The following is an 18517-nucleotide window of genomic DNA, read 5'->3' as shown; positions in this document are numbered from 1 at the left end:
AGCGACGCACCGTTACCCTCAAATCATCCGGTAGCGGACCCTATGCCGCTTTTCCGAAAGACAACCCGCTTACAATTTCCAGCATCGTCATTACGGGTCTTGCATACGATAACTTGTTTAACTAATGTTTTCTAGTTAGTTAAATTTTTAATGGCAAGATTGTTCGCCGGAGAGGAAAAAGAATATTGTCTATAAAATCAATAATCATTGAATTCGACGCGCAAATTTCAAAGCTGCACGAACGCAAAGAACTACTGATAGTAAAATCGGCAGACCGATTTGCACACGCTGCAACAAAGACAAGACTGACGGGCAGCAAAATCATCGATGAGGAGGTCGATACCAGGCTCGAAGAAATCACCGCGCGATTTCGCGAAACGGAGAGGAGCAGCTTTGGTGGGACAGCTTATCCGCGGCGTGGAGAGCCAGATTGCGATGCTGGAGCGGCGGCGAAAATTCCTCATGGCGGCGGACCGGAAACAGGAAGCGCGAAAGAAATTCATGCTCGGGGCAATTGTCGTTCGTGCAGGATTGTCGGCGGCCGATCGGACCTTCCTTTTGGGCGGACTGCTGGAACTGGCGAAATTATCAGCCGACACGTCCGAATATCGGCGCTTACATTATATTGGCGAAATTGCTTTCCGAGCTGAAGCGTCACAGGCCAATTTCAGCTCACTAGGCGAGGCCGCCGAATGATGGCAAGAACAATACCGCATCCGGGTCGGTTGTTCGTTTTTGTGCCGATCGTTATTTACAGTTTTGCCATTTACGTCACGAACTGGCATTGGCCAGAACTAGCTGGTGACTTATCGGGAGAAGCCCAATACTGGTTCCTGCGGGCGTCACCTATGCCAGCGCTCTTGTTGGGACCGCTCGGCGGGCTCGCTACGGTTTGCTTATTGCCGCTGCACCGACGACGACCAGTCGCCTTGGTCAGCCTCTCGTGCTTTTTGTTGATTTCGGGTTTCTACACGCTGCGCGAGATCACCCGCCTCTCACCGTTCGTTGAAAGTGGCGCGTTGCGATGGGACCAAACATTGTCCTTTCTCGATATGGTGGCCGTTGCAAGTGCTGCGATTGGTTTCATTGTTGTGGCGGTATCGGCACGCATCTCAAGCGTTGTGCCCAAAACGGTGAAGCGTGCCCGGCGCGGAATCTTCGGAGATGCAGACTGGCTACCTATGTCAGCCGCAGCACAACTCTTTCCAGAAGACGGAGAAATCGTTGTTGGCGAGCGCTATCGTGTCGACAAGGAACTCATCCATAAACTGCCATTCGATCCAAACGATCCGTCTACATGGGGGCGCGGCGGAAAAGCGCCCCTCCTCACCTACAATCAGGATTTTGATTCAACCCACATGCTGTTTTTTGCGGGATCAGGTGGATATAAAACGACCAGCAATGTTGTGCCAACAGCACTGGTCTATACCGGACCGATCATTTGCCTCGACCCTTCATCCGAGGTTGCGTCGATGGTAATCGAGCATCGCCGGAAAAGGCTCGGGCGCGAAGTCATCGTGCTCGACCCGACCAATCCCAGCGCGGGTTTCAATGTTCTTGACGGGATTGAAACTTCGACGAAGAAAGAGGAAGACATTGTCGGCATTGCACATATGCTGCTGTCGGAGAGCGTGCGCTTCGAAAGTTCAACAGGTTCCTTTTTCCAGAATCAAGCACACAATCTGCTGACCGGGCTTCTGGCGCATGTAATGCTTTCGCCAGAATTTTCCGGTCGACGCAATCTGCGCAGCCTGCGTCAGATCGTTTCCGAGCCGGAGACATCGGTTCTTGCTATGCTACGCGAAGTTCAGGAACATTCAGCCTCGACATTCATTCGCGAGACGCTTGGCGTTTTCGTCAACATGACCGAGCAGACGTTTTCCGGCGTTTATTCCACCGCATCGAAGGATACCCAATGGCTATCCCTCGGCAATTACGCGGCCCTTGTCTGCGGCGACAGCTTTAAAACCGCCGAGATGGTCGCAGGCCAAAAGGACGTATTCCTCAATATTCCCGCATCGATTCTTCGCTCCTATCCGGGGATCGGGCGCGTAATCATCGGCTCTTTAATCAACGCAATGATTGAGGCGGATGGCGCATTCCAGCGCCGGGTGTTGTTCATGCTCGATGAGGTCGACCTGCTTGGCTATATGCAGGCACTGGAAGAGGCACGTGATCGCGGCCGCAAATATGGGATCAGCATGATGCTGATGTACCAGTCGGTTGGCCAGCTGGAGCGCCATTTCGGCAAAGACGGAGCAGTGTCATGGATCGATGGATGCGCGTTCGCGAGCTACGCCGCGATCAAGGCACTCGACACCGCACGTAATGTATCGGCGCAATGCGGGGAGATGACGGTCGAAGTGAAGGGTAGCTCTCGCAACATCGGATGGGATATAAAAGGCAACGCATCGCGAAAGTCTGAAAACGTCAACTTCCAGCGTCGAGCGCTCATCATGCCGCACGAAATCACCCAGTCGATGCGCAAGGATGAACAGATCATTATCGTACAGGGGCACGGCCCGATCCGCTGTGGTCGTGCGATTTATTTTCGACGTAAAGAGATGGACGGATTCGCTGCAGTCAATCGATTCGTCAAGCCGAATAAACTATAAAGTTTCTGAATTCTATAATCACTAATCAGAGAGGCAACAAAGTGTTGCGGGAACTTCAGCACCTGGAGGCGGCGAACGGATCAGCGAACCTCAAGCAAGCCAACTCGCCCATCCAGCCCGCCGCAATCAACCGGACTCACTGAGCCTGTGGCTTCTCCGGGCGCCGATCCCACAGCAACCAATTTGATCTCTCATTCGGCGCAGGCCAACGCTCAGTTTGTGCCCGATCGTGGTCATGCGGACCCGCGTCTCTCGAGCCACATGAGCCTAAAGAAACCAAACTCTCAAACCGACTCTTGGAGAAAGCACTTCTGGTATTAATTCGTGATACTTTACTTATATCAAAATATTACAAAAGATGTATTCTTTATAATATTTCTCGTCAACATGAGGCGAACGGTTATGCAAACGTCTACATTTAGTTCCATGGGCGACTTATTCTGCGAAGGAACGAACATTGGATCCGTTCATTATAGCATTTCCATAGCCACTGAAGGCGAGAGGAAATTTACAAAAGGCGTCATGTGGGCAAGTATGGATATGCTCCGGCAAGCTTATGCAGGCGAGCTTGTTCAGTTATCATCCGAAAAAGGCGACGGCCTGTTGAGTGTCGATGTGCGAAATATCGGCATACACGGAAGTGCAGACTTCATTCTCGTTGGATCGCTTACGTTCTGAAACCCAATCGCTCAAAAATTTCCGAAATTAGGTAAGGAAGGTGCCAACCAACCATACCACCAATCCGATATCGATGCATATTATGAGGAATGCAATCAGATATACGCGCGTCTTACGATTTGCAGATTGTTGAGCTGTCATTATCCGAGCACCGAATTTTTCAACCATCGTTGAGACGATACCAACCTCGAAAGACTCTGACGAAATAAGATTCGCGGTCACGCTGAGAAGTCGCCGCGTTCATGCTCAAGTAGGTTTTCAGCCCAGTTAAATGCGTAGCGGGCATATGTTTTGCTAAACACCGAGCACTGAACGGTTCTCGCACACGGTTTTCTATCCGCACAATATTTCGGATGGCGGGATATAGCTTGTTACGGCGATCCTCAGCCTTATTAACTCTCACCTGGTCACCTGTTGCGCGGTACTGCGTCATATCAACCATGGGGCAACCTCAATCGGAGCGTCTTTCTAGGTGGCCATCGCAGTATTGATGATTTTGATGTGATTTGCGGAGCCGCATGGCCACCTTCATTCTCCCAGGCTTCCAACTCCATCTGATTAGATTGAGACAAACGTTGGGCACGAATTGCCAAAAGCATGTCCAGCATCTGCACAGGATCATGGCGACCGTCGCTGAATATCTCACAAAGGTGTTTGGCGGCTTCCAGACGGGTCTCTGGTTTCCCGCTCCCATCCAGCGAATAGTTTGAGCGTTGCAGAAAAGCGCGAAGTAAAGGAAAATCTTCAGGTCCAAAGTACGTCAGATGTGAAGCGGAAGGCATAGCGTGCCCCCCTTCGATTTGGGGCCGGAGATTATTATCTCCCGACGACAGCGCCCGTTTCAATTGCTGTGGATAATAGACTGTGCGCCTATTTAAGTTAAAGCACAAGAAGATATTTGATAGTTTATATATTTATAAGCAATCTTCTCAAAAATTTTATCAGATAATCGTGAGCTTATGAAAATCAACGCGTCGCTTTATACTCTTGCATCTTCTCTATTTCATGAATGAATTTTTCGGCATACTGCGCTGTATTAAAATAGTTCTTTTCATTCGAACCGAGAACATGATGGCGCGTGAATACAGCCTTCAGTCGATTCAGAAATTTGGGCTCGGTTTCGGCCAGGTGCCCGATGAGAACCTGAAGGATCTGCTCATGAGCAAGAACCTTCCGTTCCAGAGCCGTGGTGTCATTGGCCATTGCGTTTGCTCCTCGGCAGGACATGACGCGGCGAGCGTGAACGTGAAAATCCGCCGCATGCACGCCGTAGAATATTCGCCAGCTCGGTCCAATCCTTTGATGGCGACGTCATCTGTTGATGAGCATTTCTGAGATCGTTTTTGCTGGCCGCTCTGCCCTCATTGTGCTGTGGGGGCATGGTATCTTTTTGCTCAGCAGTGTTAGAGTGATGTTCTTTTCTCATTATAGCCTCCTCATTCGGTGACCCAAGGCGCTTTAAAGCGCCTTGGCCAGTTCGTTGCCGCATGCAGTTGCGAGTGCAGTATTTGGTAGCTCTGTTCCCAGCGGCGTCGCCCATCCCGACTTTTCGATAAGGCTACGTCGAGAGTATGCTGGCGCGGATTTGAACTCGGCAAGGATGTTCACAACCGCCGGATCGTTTCTGGATTTTTCAAGACAGTAAGGCGTAAGGGCGAGCGCTACGCCGTCAGACATGTTGGATGCAATCAGACGCTCAGACGTGCCTTGCGTGATCCAGCCACCCAAAGAAAAGCCGATAGCAATTGCTGCAATGGCGCCAACTAACGCTCCGCCAAGAGCGGGCTTTACCCATTCAAGCTTGTTCATGATGGTATCCGATCTTCAACGATCGAACGCACTTAATTATGCGTTGGACACCGAGTATATCACCGCTAATTTCTATTTGCGCGCGATTTTATCGCCGAATAGTAATTTTTAGTTGTCGTCCCTGCCCCCTTTTAGATTTGGTCCCTACATAATTTTTGAAACAATCAGACTTACCGTCGTAGGTTTAGTTACGCCGCAAGAGAATCAACTCGCGCAAATGCCGCTGCATTTCTTGGAAGCTTGCGCGGCCCTACCCTCTGTCACCGGGGTTGGGAATTTACTTCTGGAGCAACCGATGGTTGGGAGACCGGCTGGTGTTGAGCATTATAGTGTCGGGAATTACCGTGTCGTTCCACACAAATTGACGGCAGCAAGAAATATGATGAGGCTCCGCGGCCTGCAGTGCCGACCTTAAAAGGCTCTGCAACACCACTCGTAATCCTTGTGCTGAAGCCACGGAGGCCGTAGGAATGATAATAAGGCCCGGCCAAGGCACTGAAATCGTGCAGAGTGTAATGCCAGGACCTGCCACCTCATCTGCCGAGCGCCGTTGCGATCTATCGAATGTGTTGCCTTTAAGTGACCTTAATTGTTCGCTTGCTATCAAAAAACAAACAGTCCACCCTTGATTATCAGCAAATTATTTGAATACGGGCTACGCTGACCTGGACTAAATTGTCCTTGCCCGCAATTTGAAAGGAGGATGTCATGTCTTCCAGTATCTATAGTGTAGATTTTCACACGAACCACCGCATACTGAAGCAGATGATTATTAAGGCAGGCTATCTCACTTCCAAGATGAAGCCGTTGCCCGACCCTTATTATAATCAATCTGCGTTAATTCTACAGAATTTCATGGCTGGAGTGATCGGCGACATTCAGACTGATGTAGGTCTGCAGATCGAGGGAACGTCCGCTTACGTCGCCGTTTGATACATATTGCTTCGAGATGGTCCCTATCGTGGCATCTCGAACATAGGTCTAAAACCATATTCTACTGCAAAAACAACGATAATATTGTTAAATTGAAAGCGCCATTATCTAACACTAGAATTATTATTAATAATAATTTGACAGAATATATTTATCGTTGTATAAGATAAAAATCGATATTTTCTTGTTGAGCTTTGCTTATTGCACATTTAGCACCGTGCGCTGAACGAACACTCCCTTTGAAAATCGTTTCATCATCGCGTTGCTTTGCTGCGCGGTATTAATATTTATATGAAAGAGGTTCAAATGAACACCGGTACAGTTAAATGGTTTAACGCCACAAAAGGTTTTGGTTTTATTCAGCCTGACAATGGCAGTGGTGATGCGTTCGTTCATATCTCTGCGGTAGAACGCGCAGGCATGCACTCTCTAAATGAAGGCCAGAAGCTGACTTATGATCTGGAACAAGATCGCAAATCTGGCAAAATGACAGCATGTAATTTGCAGGCTGCCTGATTGAAGCTTCTCCAATCTTGTGACCACGGATGTACTGGCACAGATGAGGAAGTTTACTTTGGGGGTCGGGCAGTTGCCCGGCCTTTTTTATTTAAACCGTTCGCCAGCGGCGATAAACCCGAAAGAAATACTCAAAATGAATAGCAATGAAAAAGGTATTAATTCCGCGGTCAACCCGAATAGCGGTCTGAGCAGTTTAAATCACCTAGCTGCAACCCAGCGTGACATAAAAGATGCCCGCAACCAGATGAAGCCGCCATCAGAAGATTGGTCAAAACTGTCAAATATACTGCGGCGATCTTGTGGCGGGTCATCGCGAACGCGCTCTTTGCGCAAATAAGAATTCATTTTCTTTGGAGCGTACCATGCTCGAACAAAAGCCTATTGAACTTACCAAAGATACACTTTTCAAGTTATCGCGACCGAATAGGGACGTCAAAAGTGCGATAACGGACAAAACTGTAAAAGGAATCCTCCATACCGAAAAGACCTCGGTGGACGCCAAAACGGAACGGCTTAAGGCCGCTAGGTTGGAGCGCGATAGTAAAGTGAGGTTCGGTAAAGCTAAACCGGTGCGCTAAAAAGGCAGAAAAGAATTAAGCCCAGCGGAGTGAATTACCGTTAATGCTGAACGGCCGACACATGGAAGAAGCACGCTATCACCCGCTCTAGGTCATAACACAAAGACATTGCGCGTGATTGTTTCCTACGGTTCTTCGGTGCGTGTTGGGCTTTACTTATATCGTCCTTGAATAACATTTGACCTACGCCGTGTGGACGAATTGACTCAGGTATAAGTTTTCCGGTTCCAGACTTTCTCTCGACGTGATTCACATATTGCTGACGTGATTTGGAGGTCAGTAATGTGCACCAAGATGACAGAAAATGACTATGAACTGGCACTTGAGGTTTTTCGGACTTGTCTGCCAGCCGTTGGCGCGAAAGCTAAAAATGACCGCCTATTCCTTGAGGCGTTGCATTATTTCACCCTTCACAACATCTCATGGCGGGCTTTGCCTGAGCGGTTTGGTAACTGGAACAGCGTATGGAAGCGTTTTGACCGTTTAGGTAAAGCAGGTGTTTTCGAGGACTATTTTTCCATTTTGGCTGGGCTTGATGAAAGCGCTCATCTTATCGCTATGTTCGACAGCACCGTCATTCGCGCCCATGTATCTGCAGCAGGCGCTAAAGGGGGCAGGAAGGTCAAGCGCTCGGCCGGTCTCGTGGAGGGTTCGGAACCAAAATCCATCTGAAAACCGACCGAAATGGTCAGCCCCTTGGCTTTGAACTGACCGGAGGCGAAGCCTCCGATAGCAAACAGTTTGAAAGCCTCATGGACACGGGCCCTCAAGTCAGGCACCGCGCTATCATTGCCGACAAAGGCTATGATAGCGACGTTAATCGAGAGATTGCGCGAAAGGCTGCCGCTATCCCTGTGATCCCTTACAGATCAAACAGACGTAATATTCCGAAGCATTTTGCCACGGCGCTTTATCGAGGTCGCGCACGTATCGAACAAATGATGGGGAAGCTCAAACGGTTCAAACGTGTCGCATTACGCTGCGAGAAAACAGCAAGAAACTTCCGATCCATCGTCGCAATCGCTTCTGCTTTCATCTTAATCAAATCCGTCCACACGGCCTAGCGATTGCATATGACTTTCCAGCTCCGCGCGGCAATGGTGTGCGGCTCTTCTTTTACATCCGGCGTTCATTCGATAGAGCAAGTATGGATAAGGTGCCGCGTGTCACACATAGAAAACCGGACAGATGACAATGACACTGATGTTCAAGCTTTGGAAGCCATCGCCTCAGAGCTCCATCTGGACACACCAGACAAACTGCTGGCTGTTGCGACCGCTCTTGGAGAGGAAGGTAGATCCGGCTCAATCGATGACTTCGGCATAAAAGCCGTAGAATGAAAAGCTTCGCGGGAGCGGGACTAAAGGCTGACTTGCATATCAGCCATGTAGATTTAGGCGTTGTCGGTTACCATCGAACATACCATTTGCGCTACAGTTACAGCACAATGGATGATCCCATGAAACCGAACACATATGTGGCCACGATCATTGTTGCCTGCACGTTATTCTTAGCTTGGTCTATCCTGGAGAGAGCACGGTTTGAGTTGACCCGAACCGAAACGCCTCAAATGATTGTTACCGATGTGCTTCAATAAACGCCGCGCTTCGCATTTTGAAGGCTTTTCCTCGAATTCGGCGTCAGGCTGACAACTTATCGGTTGCGTGCCTTAATCAGCACCCAAGTCAGAACCATCATGACGGCGAGCCCGACAGCCAGACCAATAAGGGCGCCATAAACGAGGCCGTAATTACTGCTAGTTAGCGCACCAATGCCCGCTCCTAGTATCAGTAAGATAAGCGGTGGCATGCATCCGATCATTAGTAAGTCCTTGAAATCAAAAAAGCGGAGCCGAAGCCCCGCTTTCTAAACCGCCGATAAGGTGCATACATGACATGCCGCCCTAATCTAAAATTTCGCACCAACCCGCAGCACGATCGCATGGTCTCTGGCGCCAGAACCACCGAAGCCGGTTCGATACTCAATGCCGGAGGCCCATGGCATTGTCGAAATTGAAATCGAGCGACAGACCCACATTGCCGCTATTGCTGCCATCATCTTCTACATCGAGAGCATAGGGAAGCCCGCCAAGCGCGCTATAACCCACTGCAGCCCGGCTGGAATCCTGGAAATCTTGCGTGTATTCCCCCCTGACACCTGGTGTCAAACGCCCCATGTGTAGTCGATGGAATAGTTCGCGCGCAAACCAACCACACCTGTGACGGTGTCGACGGTTTGATCGCCATAGGTTAGCCGGTAGATACTATCACCGTCTTCGGAGTAACTATCAAGCCAGGAGCGCGACGCTTCCAACCGGCCGTATGGTGAAACCAACCAAGTTTCCTGACGAAATTCGTATGCAGCCGTCAAGGATACAAAAAACTGACTGCCGTCACGTTTTCCATCGGTCAAACTGCCGTCGGCAGTAATGAATCGGGTTGAATCAAAATCCAGAATGCTGCCGCCCACGAGCGCATCGATAAAAAAGTTGTCGATAGGCTTGTAGCTGCCGTAAATCGTTGCGCTGTAGGCATTGGCCCGGCTTTCTGAACCGTTGCCGCCAATATCTGTCCGATCCCGCCCGTGGCCAACACCAAAACCGGCAACGAACTGTTGCGAAAAACGATAGTCAATACCCCCGCTTACGCCAACAAGCGTATAGTCCAGATCGAGCTTCCCGCTATCACGCTCACCAAAATTCACGAAGCCGCTGCTCCAAAGTGCGAACGATCCGAGATCGGGGTCGAACCTCTGCTGTGACTGTCGCGCGTCCGTCAGTTGCCCCGGTATCGCCTATTCACACCGTACCACAACCGCGAAAGCGCGATTGATTCTTTTCAGAATGAGAACATTCTAGGTACATCAGAAGGCTGCCCGATCACATTCACAGACACTTTGGGCGTTGTGTCTGCAGAGCTGGCTCGGGAAATTTGAACAGGGGGGATAAGTGGAATTTCTGCCTGACTTCGGCTTAGATGCCGTGAACAGGAGATACCATGACGAGACGACCGCGCCGGAACCATAGCCCGGCTTTCAAGGCAAAAGTGGCGCTCGCCGCCATTCGAGGCGAGCAGACGCTGGTGGAACTGTCCCAACAGTTTGACGTGCACGCCAACCAGATCAAGCAATGGAAAGACCAGCTCCTTGAGGGGGCGACAGGCGTTTTCGGCGATGAAGCGAAGGCGGAACCGACGGGTCCAACCGTCGATGTCAAAACGCTGCACGCCAAGATCGGGGAGCTGACGCTGGAGAATGATTTTTTAGCCGGAGCGCTCGGCAAGGCGGGATTGCTGAGCGGAAAGAAATGATCGACCGCGAGCACAAGCTGTCCGTCGTGCGTCAGGCGAAGCTTCTCGGCTTCAGCCGTGGCAGTGTCTATTATTCGCCGCGTCCGGTGTCTGACGGCGATCTGGCTCTGATGCGCCGGATCGACGAGTTGCATCTCGAATACCCGTTTGCCGGAAGCCGGATGTTGCAAGGGCTCTTGAGGGGAGAAGGGTTACAAACCGGTCGACTGCACGTCGCCACGCTGATGAAGAAGATGGGCATCGAGGCGATCTACCGTCGCCCGAACACGTCGAAACCGGCACCTGGGCACAAAATCTATCCCTACCTCCTGCGCAAGCTGGCGGTTACCAGACCCAATCAGGTTTGGGCGATGGACCTGACCTATGTTCCGATGGCTCGCGGATTTGTCTATCTCTGCGCCGTTGTGGACTGGTTCAGCCGGAAGGTTCTGTCGTGGCGACTGTCGATCACGATGGAGGCAGCCTTCTGCATCGAAGCAGTCGAGGAAGCGCTGGCCCGTTATGGCAGACCCGACATATTCAATACCGATCAGGGCTCGCAGTTCACCTCGATGGACTTCACGACGGTGCTGAAGAAGGCGGAAATCGCCATCTCGATGGATGGCAAGGGTGCGTGGCGGGACAACGTCTTCGTCGAGCGGCTCTGGCGTTCGATCAAATACGAGGAAGTCTACCTCCACGCCTATAAAACAGTGTCCGAGGCCCGCGCTGGCATCGGCCGCTATCTGACCTTTTACAATAGCCGACGCCCACATTCATCCCTTGACCGGCAGACACCGGATCAGGCCTACTTCAACGCGCTGGCACCAATGATGGTGGCGGCATAATCGAGGCGGAAATCCACTTAGCGAAACGCCCGAAACTGTTCAGACAAACCGAGCCACCTCTTGCTTCACCGGAACAGGATAATGAATACAGGTGCGCAGAAAAACGAAGACGAAATTGAATCGGTTCTCGCCTACTATAAAAGGCGATGTGCGGGCCGCAATTCATCCGACTATACGGCGGAGTTTCCTACGACCCAACGGACAAAAAATCCAAGCCGTGGGAGACGTATTTTCATCAATGAAACTACGACCACCTTATTTAACCGAAATACCGGTTTCGACGCGGATCATGGATCTGTTCACATGGTACACTCTACGGACACCACTACCGCTGTGGACATACCGGGTCGGTCGATAGAACGATGCCCCTCTGCACAAGTTCGGGACACACACCTACTTCGTTGACTTGCATAGGCGCATGCGCTGCAAAACCTGTACGGCAAAAGGCGATGCCAGTTTGGAATTACGACGATGCCGAGGTGATGAATGGCTGGATACAAGAACGACAACACGCACGTGGCCAGGGCCGGGAAGTTGTTCGAACACTTGTGCAATTCGAAGGACTGCAAGGAATGGGGATCATTCGATTATAAACTGCCGAACGGCCACCTTTGGCTCTGTCGTTCTCATAAACAGGAAGGCGAGGATGCTCTAGCTGGACGCCGCAAATAAGAGCGCTAGTTATCTCGTACCGAATGCTTTCGAATGCGAAGCAACAATAGGGCGCAATGAGGAGACGCCATAATGCCTGAACCGAAAGAAGCCGCCCAATCAGCAGAGGTTCTAAAAGAAAGTCTCCCCTCAAAGGCAGCGGCTATTCATGAACTCATTCGTCGTGAAGGCGAAAAGGAAATGAATAGAGAGGCGATGGCGCTGCTCTGGTCGGCAATTGCTGGTGGAATATCGATGAGCACGTCGATGATCGCACGTGGCATCCTCGAGACCTACCTTCCTGACGGCGATTTGTTCTTTCTTCTCAGCTCAGCTGGCTACACCGTCGGCTTTATAATTGTGATAATTGCCAATCAGCAACTATTCACTGAAAACACGATCACCCCGGTTCTGCCCTTTATGACAGAGCCTACAATTTCTCACTTTTTCAAAGTGATACGCTTGTGGTCCATCGTACTTCTAGGAAACCTTATTGGTGGAGCGATCGCTGGCTTCGTTATGGTGTCGATGCCCATTTTTTCTGAAGAGGTAACTCGAACATTTATCGAGATGGGCAAACACCTTATGGACAATACAAGCAATGAGTTATTCAGCAAGGGCATCATGTCTGGATGGCTGATTGCGACGTTGGTTTGGATGCTTCACAGTACCAAACAAGGCCATATATTTCTGATATTCTTGATCACCTACCTCATCGCTATCGGTGACCTAACCCATATCGTTGTGGGATCGATTGAAGTCCTCTTTCTGCTTTTCATTGGCGAAGTTTCCCCGTTCGACAGCATTTTTAAATTCGGACTACCTACACTTTTCGGGAACATTATCGGCGGAACATTCATCTTCGGGCTGATCTCTCATGCCCAGATCCGGGCAGATGAATAGCTGCAACGAAGAGGAGCGTATGTGCAATTTTTATAATATCACTACGACACATGGGCGATGCGCCGCCTGTTTCCAACGTTCGGGAACATGAAGCCAAGGACATGCAAAAGCCCTGCTTGGCGCCGATCTGATCGACCTCAACTCAGGTAATGATGATGAGGACGCACCAGCAAGCTTGATTTAAGGCGACCAAACTTCGCCCTTCGCGTGACTTTTGTACTGTTCCCGGCCATTCTGATCGCGGGGCAGCTTTTTAAAGTGTGCAGGATTGGGCGGATGACATGGTATTTCATAATTGAGGGCGCGCTTATCATAGCGCTACTAATTGTCGTTGTGATTATGATCAGGCAGACGAGGCGTTGATTTTCGCATCCTACCTCAAACGGTAAAACACGATGTTAGGCACGGCGAATGCGTCAGATCGATAGACACTGGCGAGGATATCTGACATACCCATCCGCGAGAACAATTTAGCAACATTTGCAATTAAAGGTGCGACGAAGTTCATGGCGATTAAATTTACAAGCACTCCTGACCGTCCAGTAGAACCAAAGGTGGGCAAAGCGCCAAAGAAAAAGGACAAATACGTTGCAAACAATAATCCGGAGCTGGATCTGAAAAACGGCACAAGTTCACCTAAATGATCAAAGCGACTCATGGTGGCGTTCGATCGCAATGATGCCGGTAATCCACACAAAACAGCATCAGATCCCCTTCGTGACCGCGTCCGATCGGCAAGTAATAGACTTGGTCGGTAGCGTCGCGCGGCCAGACGTAACGGTCGGCCACAGCCGATGACTTCAATGCTTGCCACCTAGCGGAATTGGAAACGCGGGTAAAGTGAACCTTGCCTGCCTACCCGAGCGTGTCGAGCGTTGATGGCAATTCCTCTCGACCGACGGTGTTAGCGTCGAAGGTATGAAGCTGGTGGATGTCGACGAGGTGATGCGCTTCGGTGACGTCCGAATTATCCACTTGCTGAAGAGCGGGCCAATGACATCGAGGGTTCCCGCGGCAAGACCGGGGCAGGTTCCCCGATGAACCAACCCCGGCGCTGATCCTCATGGTTTCACGGAACCGCCGAGCAGGGCATCAATGTCGATCACGGCTGCCATCGCCTTGTATCCGGCATCGCCTGGATGAAGATGGTCACCAGAATCCAATTCAGTCTTCATCCGTGCGGGATTTGCTGGGTCGCGCAGGACAGCATCAAAATCGACAACATCGTCAAACTCATCGCTCTCGCGAATCCATTGGTTCACTGCTTGCCGGATCGTTTCTTTTTCAGGCGAATGGTGACCTTCGATCAACGAACCTTTCGCTACGCCTTCATTGGGGGCAATCGTGCCGCCGATGATGCGCACATTATTAGCGTGCGCCATTTCTATCAGTTCACGATAGCCCTGAATGATTTCTTCGGCGCTGACCATGGCCTCTTCGGGAGCAAAACCACCGCCTGGCCAGCCGATGTCATTGGTTCCAAACTTTACGATAACTGCTTTCACGCCGGGCTGCGCAAAAACGTCACGGGCTGCCCGTACCAGACCGGCACGTCCCATTCCGTCTTTCAGCAGTCGGCCACCAGAAATGCCAGCGTTTAGAACACCGATACCACGTTCCGCCAGTCGATCAGCCAACGCATCCGGCCAGCGGTTGTTGGAACCGGGAGTAGAACCGTTGCCGTCGGTCAGCGAGTCGCCAAGAGCTACGACAGTGGTCGGCGCCTTTTCTGTTTCCACGATCAGGCCACTGAGAAAAACACGGGTGCTGTATTGGGACGCGGTACCGGGCAGGTCCTCGGCTCCTGTCATATCACCGTTTACGACGTATGCCGTGTCGCGCGCATCGAAGTGGAATCCGGAAGGCTCGGTGTTTTTTGGAAGATATAGCGATACCGTAACTTCAGTGAGCGACGGCAATGACAGATTGACCGGATCGCTGATCAAACGCCCACCAGCAGGAACGACGACTTCCTGTTTTCCGCCGAAGTGCACCACGCGATCGGTACTAGCGACGATGGCCGAGCCTTTGTCATGACGAGCCAGATGGGCAGCGCCGATATGCAGCGGAGCAACACCGTCCTCATTGCTGATGACCACGCGCAGCTTGCTACCGCCGATGCTCAGCCGCGCCGTCTGGCGTATTGTTTGCTGATTATAATGAGAGGGAACGCCAAGTGGCAGGACGAAATTTCTGTCCCACATCGGCTGGGTTGCGGCCATCCAGCTGGGGCTCCAATAGTCACCCGGTTGTGCAGCAGATGCCGTGGAAATCGCGATTGTGCCAGCCAAGGTCAAAGCGATGACGCCTTGGCGCAAGATCGATTGAAGAGATTGCGTTTTCATAGTGACTTTCCCTTTTTGTTAGATGGTGTAAAACTGCGGTCCACGATGCGGCTCGAGCGAATTCACGGGGATGATGCTGGTGGCGTATTCTCCTCACCGGCAGTTATGGGCTCGGCGAAGACTGCCTCGAGCAATGGCCCACCGGGCGCGCGAAAAAACAGTCGCCGCTCATGAATGTCAGCCAGATCCATCGTGCTGTAACGGATTTCGAGACGCTCAAGCCTAGATCGGAAATCGGCATAACCGCTCAATCGGAACCCGACGTGATCTATCGCCTCTGAAGCGCAATCTAGATGGTTGCCAAACGAACCAATAATATGAACGAGCGGATGACCTTCACTGTACAGCCAGCAACCGGGGATGCGCTGAATCTGAGCCGGTCGCTCGCCCGGCACCATTCCGAATAGCTTGACGAAGAAGTCGCGAGTGGCGGAAATATTGCGGGTACGCAGGGTCACGTGGTCGAGTTGCATATCCGTCTCCTTTCGGAAACAGATTTACATCATGCAGAAAATCCGGATAATTGATGAAAACTCGAAAACATAATTTGGATATTCTAAATAATGGTTCTGAACAATCTCGCACTCTTCCTGCGCATCGTGGAAAAAGGCGGTTTGGCTGCCGCTGGACGGGAGGTAGGGCTATCACCCGCTACCGTCACAGAGCGGTTGGCGACGCTCGAAGCCTATTATGGCGCAACCCTGCTTACCCGAACGACGCGCGCGATAAGCCTGACTGAAGAAGGCCGTTTGCTCGTTGCGGGTGCCAGGCGTCTGCTTGCTGAGGCCGAAGAACTGGAAAGTCGTATCAAGCTCGGTACCGAAACCATTTCTGGTCCAATCCGGTTAAGCGTTGCCGAGGACCTCGGGCGAACTCATATCGTGCCGATTGTCGATGCTTTCCTGGCAGAGCATCCGAACGTCACTGTCGATCTTCATTTGAGCGATGGTTATGTCGATCTAGTCGGCCAGGGGTTCGATTTTGCCATCCGCCACGGAGTTCTTGTCGATAGCTCACTTCGCAGCCGTTCTCTTGGCACCAACCGTCGGCTGGTCTGTGCCTCTCCGGCTTACCTTCAAGAAAACGGTACACCGCTGCATCCAAATGACCTCACCGCCCACGATTGTCTGATCGTCCGTTTTGGTCAGGATCTCTATGCAGAGTGGCCGTTTCGGATCGGCGGTGAAATCAGGCATGTCATGGTTCGCGGACGACGAGCAGCCAACGATGGGGGGCTTGTTCGCGACTGGTGCGTTGCCGGTCAAGGTATTGCGCTCAAGTCCTTTCTTGATGTGGAGATGGACCTTGCCTCAGGTGTCCTCGTAGAAATCCTGAAGGAGTTTTCGCCAGGTAATACCGATCTTCGGATTGTCTATCCGGCGGGGTCCGTCCAACCGCGTCGCGTCCGTCTTTTGATAGATCTAATTGGCGACAAGCTAAAACGAGACCGTTGATGGCTGTCGTAACAGCTGCTTTCTGTTGCATGCTGGCGATAGGTGAAAACGGCACCTGTTCAGCAAAACCTGCTTTGTCGCAGCCAGCGAAATGACATTGCCTTCGGCCAATCCTCCATGCGGCATGACCGCCTTTCCATGAAAGGAATAATTTGATGATCTCGTTACGCCCGATGCAAGAAGATGAGTTCTCGCCATTCTTGACAGTTTTGTACCCGAATTTGCTGCCGAAGTCGCTTCTACTTGCGGCATTCCAGAAAGCGCATCTGAGGAACAGGTCAAACGGGAAATGGAACTGGATCTACCCGACGGCATCAATACGATCGATCAGGTCTTGTTATGTCTGGTCGATTCTATCGATCCCGAAAGGCTCGTTGGGTATTTCTGGTACAGGCAGAGCCTGGAAACCCACATGGCCTTCACCATGGATTTTTCCATTTTTCCTGCCTATCAGGGGCAAGGCTTCGGTAAGCAAGCCTTGATAGCTCTCGAACAGGAATTGAAACGTCAGGGGTTCCAACAGATGAAGCTCCGGGTAGCGCCCGATAACAAACGAGCCAGGCATGTTTATGAAGCCACGGGCTTCCAGGTGACAGGCATCAATATGAGCAAGCTGCTCGCTTGAAATCGGGGCCGATTTGTCGCGCCGCGCCACATGAATAGCATTCACCGTAATAGGTCAGAACTGATCGCTTAGTAAGGGGAATTGCGTCGGCCGGATTGAAATGCTGGGACCGCGTTTCCGTCAGCCATGAGGGGCAGCAGCTCGCCATCAACGGCTTGCCGCTAAGCCGAGGCACCGCACTCAAAACGGCGCTGTATCCGGCTGTGGCGTGAGCAGCGCGCGTGCATTGTGTGCATTGAGCAAGGATGGGAGTAGAGCTCAGCCATAGCTACTCATCCCATCGCGATAGTAAATCTCCGTAGCCCTGAAAGACCCGTCGATCCGCTTACATTGTACGACGATATCAATAGCAATCTTTAGCGATGAAAGCACTTCTGTCCGTTCAAGGGCGCGACCCGCCTCAGATTCTTTTATCAGGGTGGCGAGTTGCTCGAATGCCAGCCGCGTTGATCCTGCGTGAACGGTGGTTATCGAACCGGGATGCCCGGAGTTGACGTTTCGAACATAATAAAACGCCGTCCCGTCCCGAAGTTCTTGGAGAAGGATACGGTCTGGTCGCATACGAAGGCACGATTCAAGAAGTTCACGAGGTCCCGCCCCTGAAATCCCCTGACCGCCCTTTGAATAGAACAAACGGACGTGATTGGGTTGAGGAATAACCAGCTCCGGCGTGTCTTCGATCGAAATAACCCGTTCATTTTTGGGAATGTGCTTTATCAGGGCCTTTGACAGGGTTGTTTTGGCGGAACCCGTCGCACCGGAAATTACGATGTTCTTACGGGCAATGACCGCTTGCTGTAGAAACAACATGTAGGCACCGTCGTGATATAGTTCTGCCAGTTTAATGTCTTGCTCAGAGCACGCCGCCCCTGTGCTTCTTGCTTCTGAAAAGAACCCATTTTTCTCAAGGTCCTTAAGCGCGAAATCCACGAACGAAGGCTTGCGGATCGTAATACTGACCGTACCGCTCGTTGTTGCTGGCGGTATGACGATCTGAATTCGTTCGTCATTGGGAAGTGTAGCCGAAAGAATGGGGTGTTTTTCATCAATAGACTGGTTCGAAAACGTAGCAACGGCCCGGGCAAGGCGCATCAGTTTTTCGAAGTTCAGCTCTGGCGCGTGATGGGTTTGCCACCCATTAGGCCCTTCCGTGAGCACTTGCCCGGGCCTATTGATGATCACTTCATAAAGTGATTTATCTTCGAGGAAGATCGCAACTGGTGACAACAGTTCGCGAACGACTGCCGCGTCGGTTCCGTCAGTCATTGACCA

20 protein-coding genes and 1 pseudogene are annotated in these 18517 nt (G+C 51.4%); 13 read left to right on the top strand and 8 right to left on the bottom strand.

Features of this window, described 5'->3' with window-relative positions; genetic code table 11:
- Positions 1–185: 185 nt before the first annotated feature.
- From CQZ93_RS26675 to traG, 3 genes and pseudogenes are all read left to right on the top strand, one after another.
- Positions 186–392: pseudogene (locus CQZ93_RS26675) on the top strand (TraC family protein); the annotation flags it as partial.
- A gap of 70 nt (positions 393–462) precedes the next feature.
- Entirely contained in the window at positions 463–696 is a 234-nt protein-coding gene (locus CQZ93_RS26670; RefSeq protein WP_181153410.1) for a conjugal transfer protein TraD, read from the top strand.
- Positions 693–2615: a Ti-type conjugative transfer system protein TraG gene (traG, locus tag CQZ93_RS16185; RefSeq protein ID WP_105543655.1), complete on the top strand. Its 1923-nt coding sequence runs from the start codon at positions 693–695 to the stop codon at positions 2613–2615. The genes CQZ93_RS26670 and traG overlap by 4 nt, the downstream gene beginning before the upstream one ends.
- 1644 nt (positions 2616–4259) lie before the next feature.
- Here traG and CQZ93_RS16165 read toward each other — a convergent pair.
- Positions 4260–4496, bottom strand: coding sequence for a hypothetical protein (locus CQZ93_RS16165; RefSeq protein ID WP_105543651.1), 237 nt, complete (start codon positions 4494–4496; stop codon positions 4260–4262).
- A 255-nt stretch (positions 4497–4751) separates the two neighbouring features.
- Positions 4752–5102, bottom strand: coding sequence for a hypothetical protein (locus tag CQZ93_RS16155; protein ID WP_105543649.1), 351 nt, complete (start codon positions 5100–5102; stop codon positions 4752–4754).
- 708 nt (positions 5103–5810) lie between these two features.
- Between CQZ93_RS16155 and CQZ93_RS16150 the strand changes: the two genes are divergently transcribed.
- From CQZ93_RS16150 to CQZ93_RS26400, 6 genes are all read left to right on the top strand, one after another.
- Positions 5811–6035: a hypothetical protein gene (locus CQZ93_RS16150; protein WP_105543648.1), complete on the top strand. Its 225-nt coding sequence runs from the start codon at positions 5811–5813 to the stop codon at positions 6033–6035.
- Between the two features lie 306 nt (positions 6036–6341).
- Entirely contained in the window at positions 6342–6551 is a 210-nt protein-coding gene (locus CQZ93_RS16145; RefSeq protein WP_105545172.1) for a cold-shock protein, read from the top strand.
- 365 nt (positions 6552–6916) lie between these two features.
- Positions 6917–7132, top strand: a complete 216-nt coding sequence (locus CQZ93_RS27010; protein ID WP_105543647.1) for a hypothetical protein — start codon at positions 6917–6919, stop codon at positions 7130–7132.
- 282 nt (positions 7133–7414) lie between these two features.
- On the top strand, positions 7415–7804 hold the full coding sequence (locus CQZ93_RS16135) for a transposase (RefSeq protein WP_095444932.1): 390 nt from the start codon (positions 7415–7417) through the stop codon (positions 7802–7804).
- Positions 7795–8196 carry an IS5 family transposase gene (locus CQZ93_RS27275; RefSeq protein ID WP_105543646.1) on the top strand — a complete coding sequence of 134 codons (402 nt, stop codon included), beginning with the start codon at positions 7795–7797 and terminating at the stop codon, positions 8194–8196. Before CQZ93_RS16135 ends, CQZ93_RS27275 begins: the two co-directional genes overlap by 10 nt.
- Positions 8197–8205: 9 nt before the next feature.
- Positions 8206–8472: a hypothetical protein gene (locus CQZ93_RS26400; protein WP_146114463.1), complete on the top strand. Its 267-nt coding sequence runs from the start codon at positions 8206–8208 to the stop codon at positions 8470–8472.
- Positions 8473–9113: 641 nt separating this feature from the next.
- Here the strand turns inward: CQZ93_RS26400 and CQZ93_RS26395 are convergent.
- A complete protein-coding gene (locus CQZ93_RS26395) occupies positions 9114–9308 on the bottom strand; it encodes a hypothetical protein (protein WP_146114462.1) in 195 nt (64 codons plus the stop codon).
- Positions 9296–9910 carry an autotransporter outer membrane beta-barrel domain-containing protein gene (locus tag CQZ93_RS16120; RefSeq protein WP_286154271.1) on the bottom strand — a complete coding sequence of 205 codons (615 nt, stop codon included), beginning with the start codon at positions 9908–9910 and terminating at the stop codon, positions 9296–9298. Before CQZ93_RS16120 ends, CQZ93_RS26395 begins: the two co-directional genes overlap by 13 nt.
- Before the next feature lie 218 nt (positions 9911–10128).
- Here CQZ93_RS16120 and CQZ93_RS16110 point away from each other — a divergent pair.
- Positions 10129–11267 (top strand): IS3 family transposase gene (locus CQZ93_RS16110; RefSeq protein WP_105541261.1). Its coding sequence is split into 2 segments (ribosomal slippage): positions 10129–10396 and positions 10396–11267, totalling 1140 coding nucleotides; the frame shifts between segments, so codons are not numbered across the junction.
- Between the two features lie 744 nt (positions 11268–12011).
- Positions 12012–12821 carry a formate/nitrite transporter family protein gene (locus CQZ93_RS16095; RefSeq protein ID WP_105543641.1) on the top strand — a complete coding sequence of 270 codons (810 nt, stop codon included), beginning with the start codon at positions 12012–12014 and terminating at the stop codon, positions 12819–12821.
- A 373-nt stretch (positions 12822–13194) separates the two neighbouring features.
- Here the strand turns inward: CQZ93_RS16095 and CQZ93_RS26390 are convergent, their stop codons facing one another.
- The 3 genes from CQZ93_RS26390 to CQZ93_RS16085 form a co-directional block, all read right to left on the bottom strand.
- Positions 13195–13479 (bottom strand): hypothetical protein, encoded by a 285-nt coding sequence (locus tag CQZ93_RS26390; protein ID WP_146114460.1) that lies wholly within the window; start codon positions 13477–13479, stop codon positions 13195–13197.
- A gap of 403 nt (positions 13480–13882) precedes the next feature.
- Positions 13883–15166, bottom strand: a complete 1284-nt coding sequence (locus tag CQZ93_RS16090; protein ID WP_105543640.1) for an SGNH/GDSL hydrolase family protein — start codon at positions 15164–15166, stop codon at positions 13883–13885.
- 62 nt (positions 15167–15228) lie between these two features.
- Positions 15229–15639 (bottom strand): VOC family protein, encoded by a 411-nt coding sequence (locus CQZ93_RS16085; protein ID WP_105543639.1) that lies wholly within the window; start codon positions 15637–15639, stop codon positions 15229–15231.
- Positions 15640–15729: 90 nt separating this feature from the next.
- Between CQZ93_RS16085 and CQZ93_RS16080 the strand changes: the two genes are divergently transcribed.
- Positions 15730–16620: a LysR family transcriptional regulator gene (locus CQZ93_RS16080; protein ID WP_105543638.1), complete on the top strand. Its 891-nt coding sequence runs from the start codon at positions 15730–15732 to the stop codon at positions 16618–16620.
- Between the two features lie 289 nt (positions 16621–16909).
- Positions 16910–17245, top strand: a complete 336-nt coding sequence (locus CQZ93_RS16075; protein WP_286153752.1) for a GNAT family N-acetyltransferase — start codon at positions 16910–16912, stop codon at positions 17243–17245.
- A gap of 258 nt (positions 17246–17503) precedes the next feature.
- Here CQZ93_RS16075 and virB11 read toward each other — a convergent pair whose 3' ends face one another.
- Positions 17504–18511, bottom strand: coding sequence for a P-type DNA transfer ATPase VirB11 (gene virB11 / locus CQZ93_RS16070; RefSeq protein WP_105543637.1), 1008 nt, complete (start codon positions 18509–18511; stop codon positions 17504–17506).
- Positions 18512–18517: the final 6 nt, after the last annotated feature.

Source organism: Ochrobactrum vermis (assembly GCF_002975205.1).
Lineage (GTDB): Bacteria > Pseudomonadota > Alphaproteobacteria > Rhizobiales > Rhizobiaceae > Brucella > Brucella vermis.
Note: the sequence above shows the minus strand (reverse complement) of the source record. Positions and strands in the feature narration are given on the sequence as shown.

Bases quoted from the DNA above. Each gene is read 5' to 3' on its own strand.
- CQZ93_RS26395 (WP_146114462.1), bottom strand. From the start codon at position 9,308: ATGGGGCGTTTGACACCAGGTGTCAGGGGGGAATACACGCAAGATTTC.
- CQZ93_RS16145 (WP_105545172.1), top strand. From the start codon at position 6,342: ATGAACACCGGTACAGTTAAATGGTTTAACGCCACAAAAGGTTTTGGT.
- CQZ93_RS16155 (WP_105543649.1), bottom strand. From the start codon at position 5,102: ATGAACAAGCTTGAATGGGTAAAGCCCGCTCTTGGCGGAGCGTTAGTT.
- traG (WP_105543655.1), top strand. From the start codon at position 693: ATGATGGCAAGAACAATACCGCATCCGGGTCGGTTGTTCGTTTTTGTG.
- CQZ93_RS16135 (WP_095444932.1), top strand. From the start codon at position 7,415: ATGTGCACCAAGATGACAGAAAATGACTATGAACTGGCACTTGAGGTT.
- virB11 (WP_105543637.1), bottom strand. From the start codon at position 18,511: ATGACTGACGGAACCGACGCGGCAGTCGTTCGCGAACTGTTGTCACCA.
- CQZ93_RS16150 (WP_105543648.1), top strand. From the start codon at position 5,811: ATGTCTTCCAGTATCTATAGTGTAGATTTTCACACGAACCACCGCATA.
- CQZ93_RS16085 (WP_105543639.1), bottom strand. From the start codon at position 15,639: ATGCAACTCGACCACGTGACCCTGCGTACCCGCAATATTTCCGCCACT.
- CQZ93_RS26670 (WP_181153410.1), top strand. From the start codon at position 463: ATGGCGGCGGACCGGAAACAGGAAGCGCGAAAGAAATTCATGCTCGGG.
- CQZ93_RS26400 (WP_146114463.1), top strand. From the start codon at position 8,206: ATGACTTTCCAGCTCCGCGCGGCAATGGTGTGCGGCTCTTCTTTTACA.
- CQZ93_RS16165 (WP_105543651.1), bottom strand. From the start codon at position 4,496: ATGGCCAATGACACCACGGCTCTGGAACGGAAGGTTCTTGCTCATGAG.
- CQZ93_RS26390 (WP_146114460.1), bottom strand. From the start codon at position 13,479: ATGAGTCGCTTTGATCATTTAGGTGAACTTGTGCCGTTTTTCAGATCC.
- CQZ93_RS16090 (WP_105543640.1), bottom strand. From the start codon at position 15,166: ATGAAAACGCAATCTCTTCAATCGATCTTGCGCCAAGGCGTCATCGCT.
- CQZ93_RS16080 (WP_105543638.1), top strand. From the start codon at position 15,730: ATGGTTCTGAACAATCTCGCACTCTTCCTGCGCATCGTGGAAAAAGGC.
- CQZ93_RS27010 (WP_105543647.1), top strand. From the start codon at position 6,917: ATGCTCGAACAAAAGCCTATTGAACTTACCAAAGATACACTTTTCAAG.
- CQZ93_RS16075 (WP_286153752.1), top strand. From the start codon at position 16,910: ATGGAACTGGATCTACCCGACGGCATCAATACGATCGATCAGGTCTTG.
- CQZ93_RS16095 (WP_105543641.1), top strand. From the start codon at position 12,012: ATGCCTGAACCGAAAGAAGCCGCCCAATCAGCAGAGGTTCTAAAAGAA.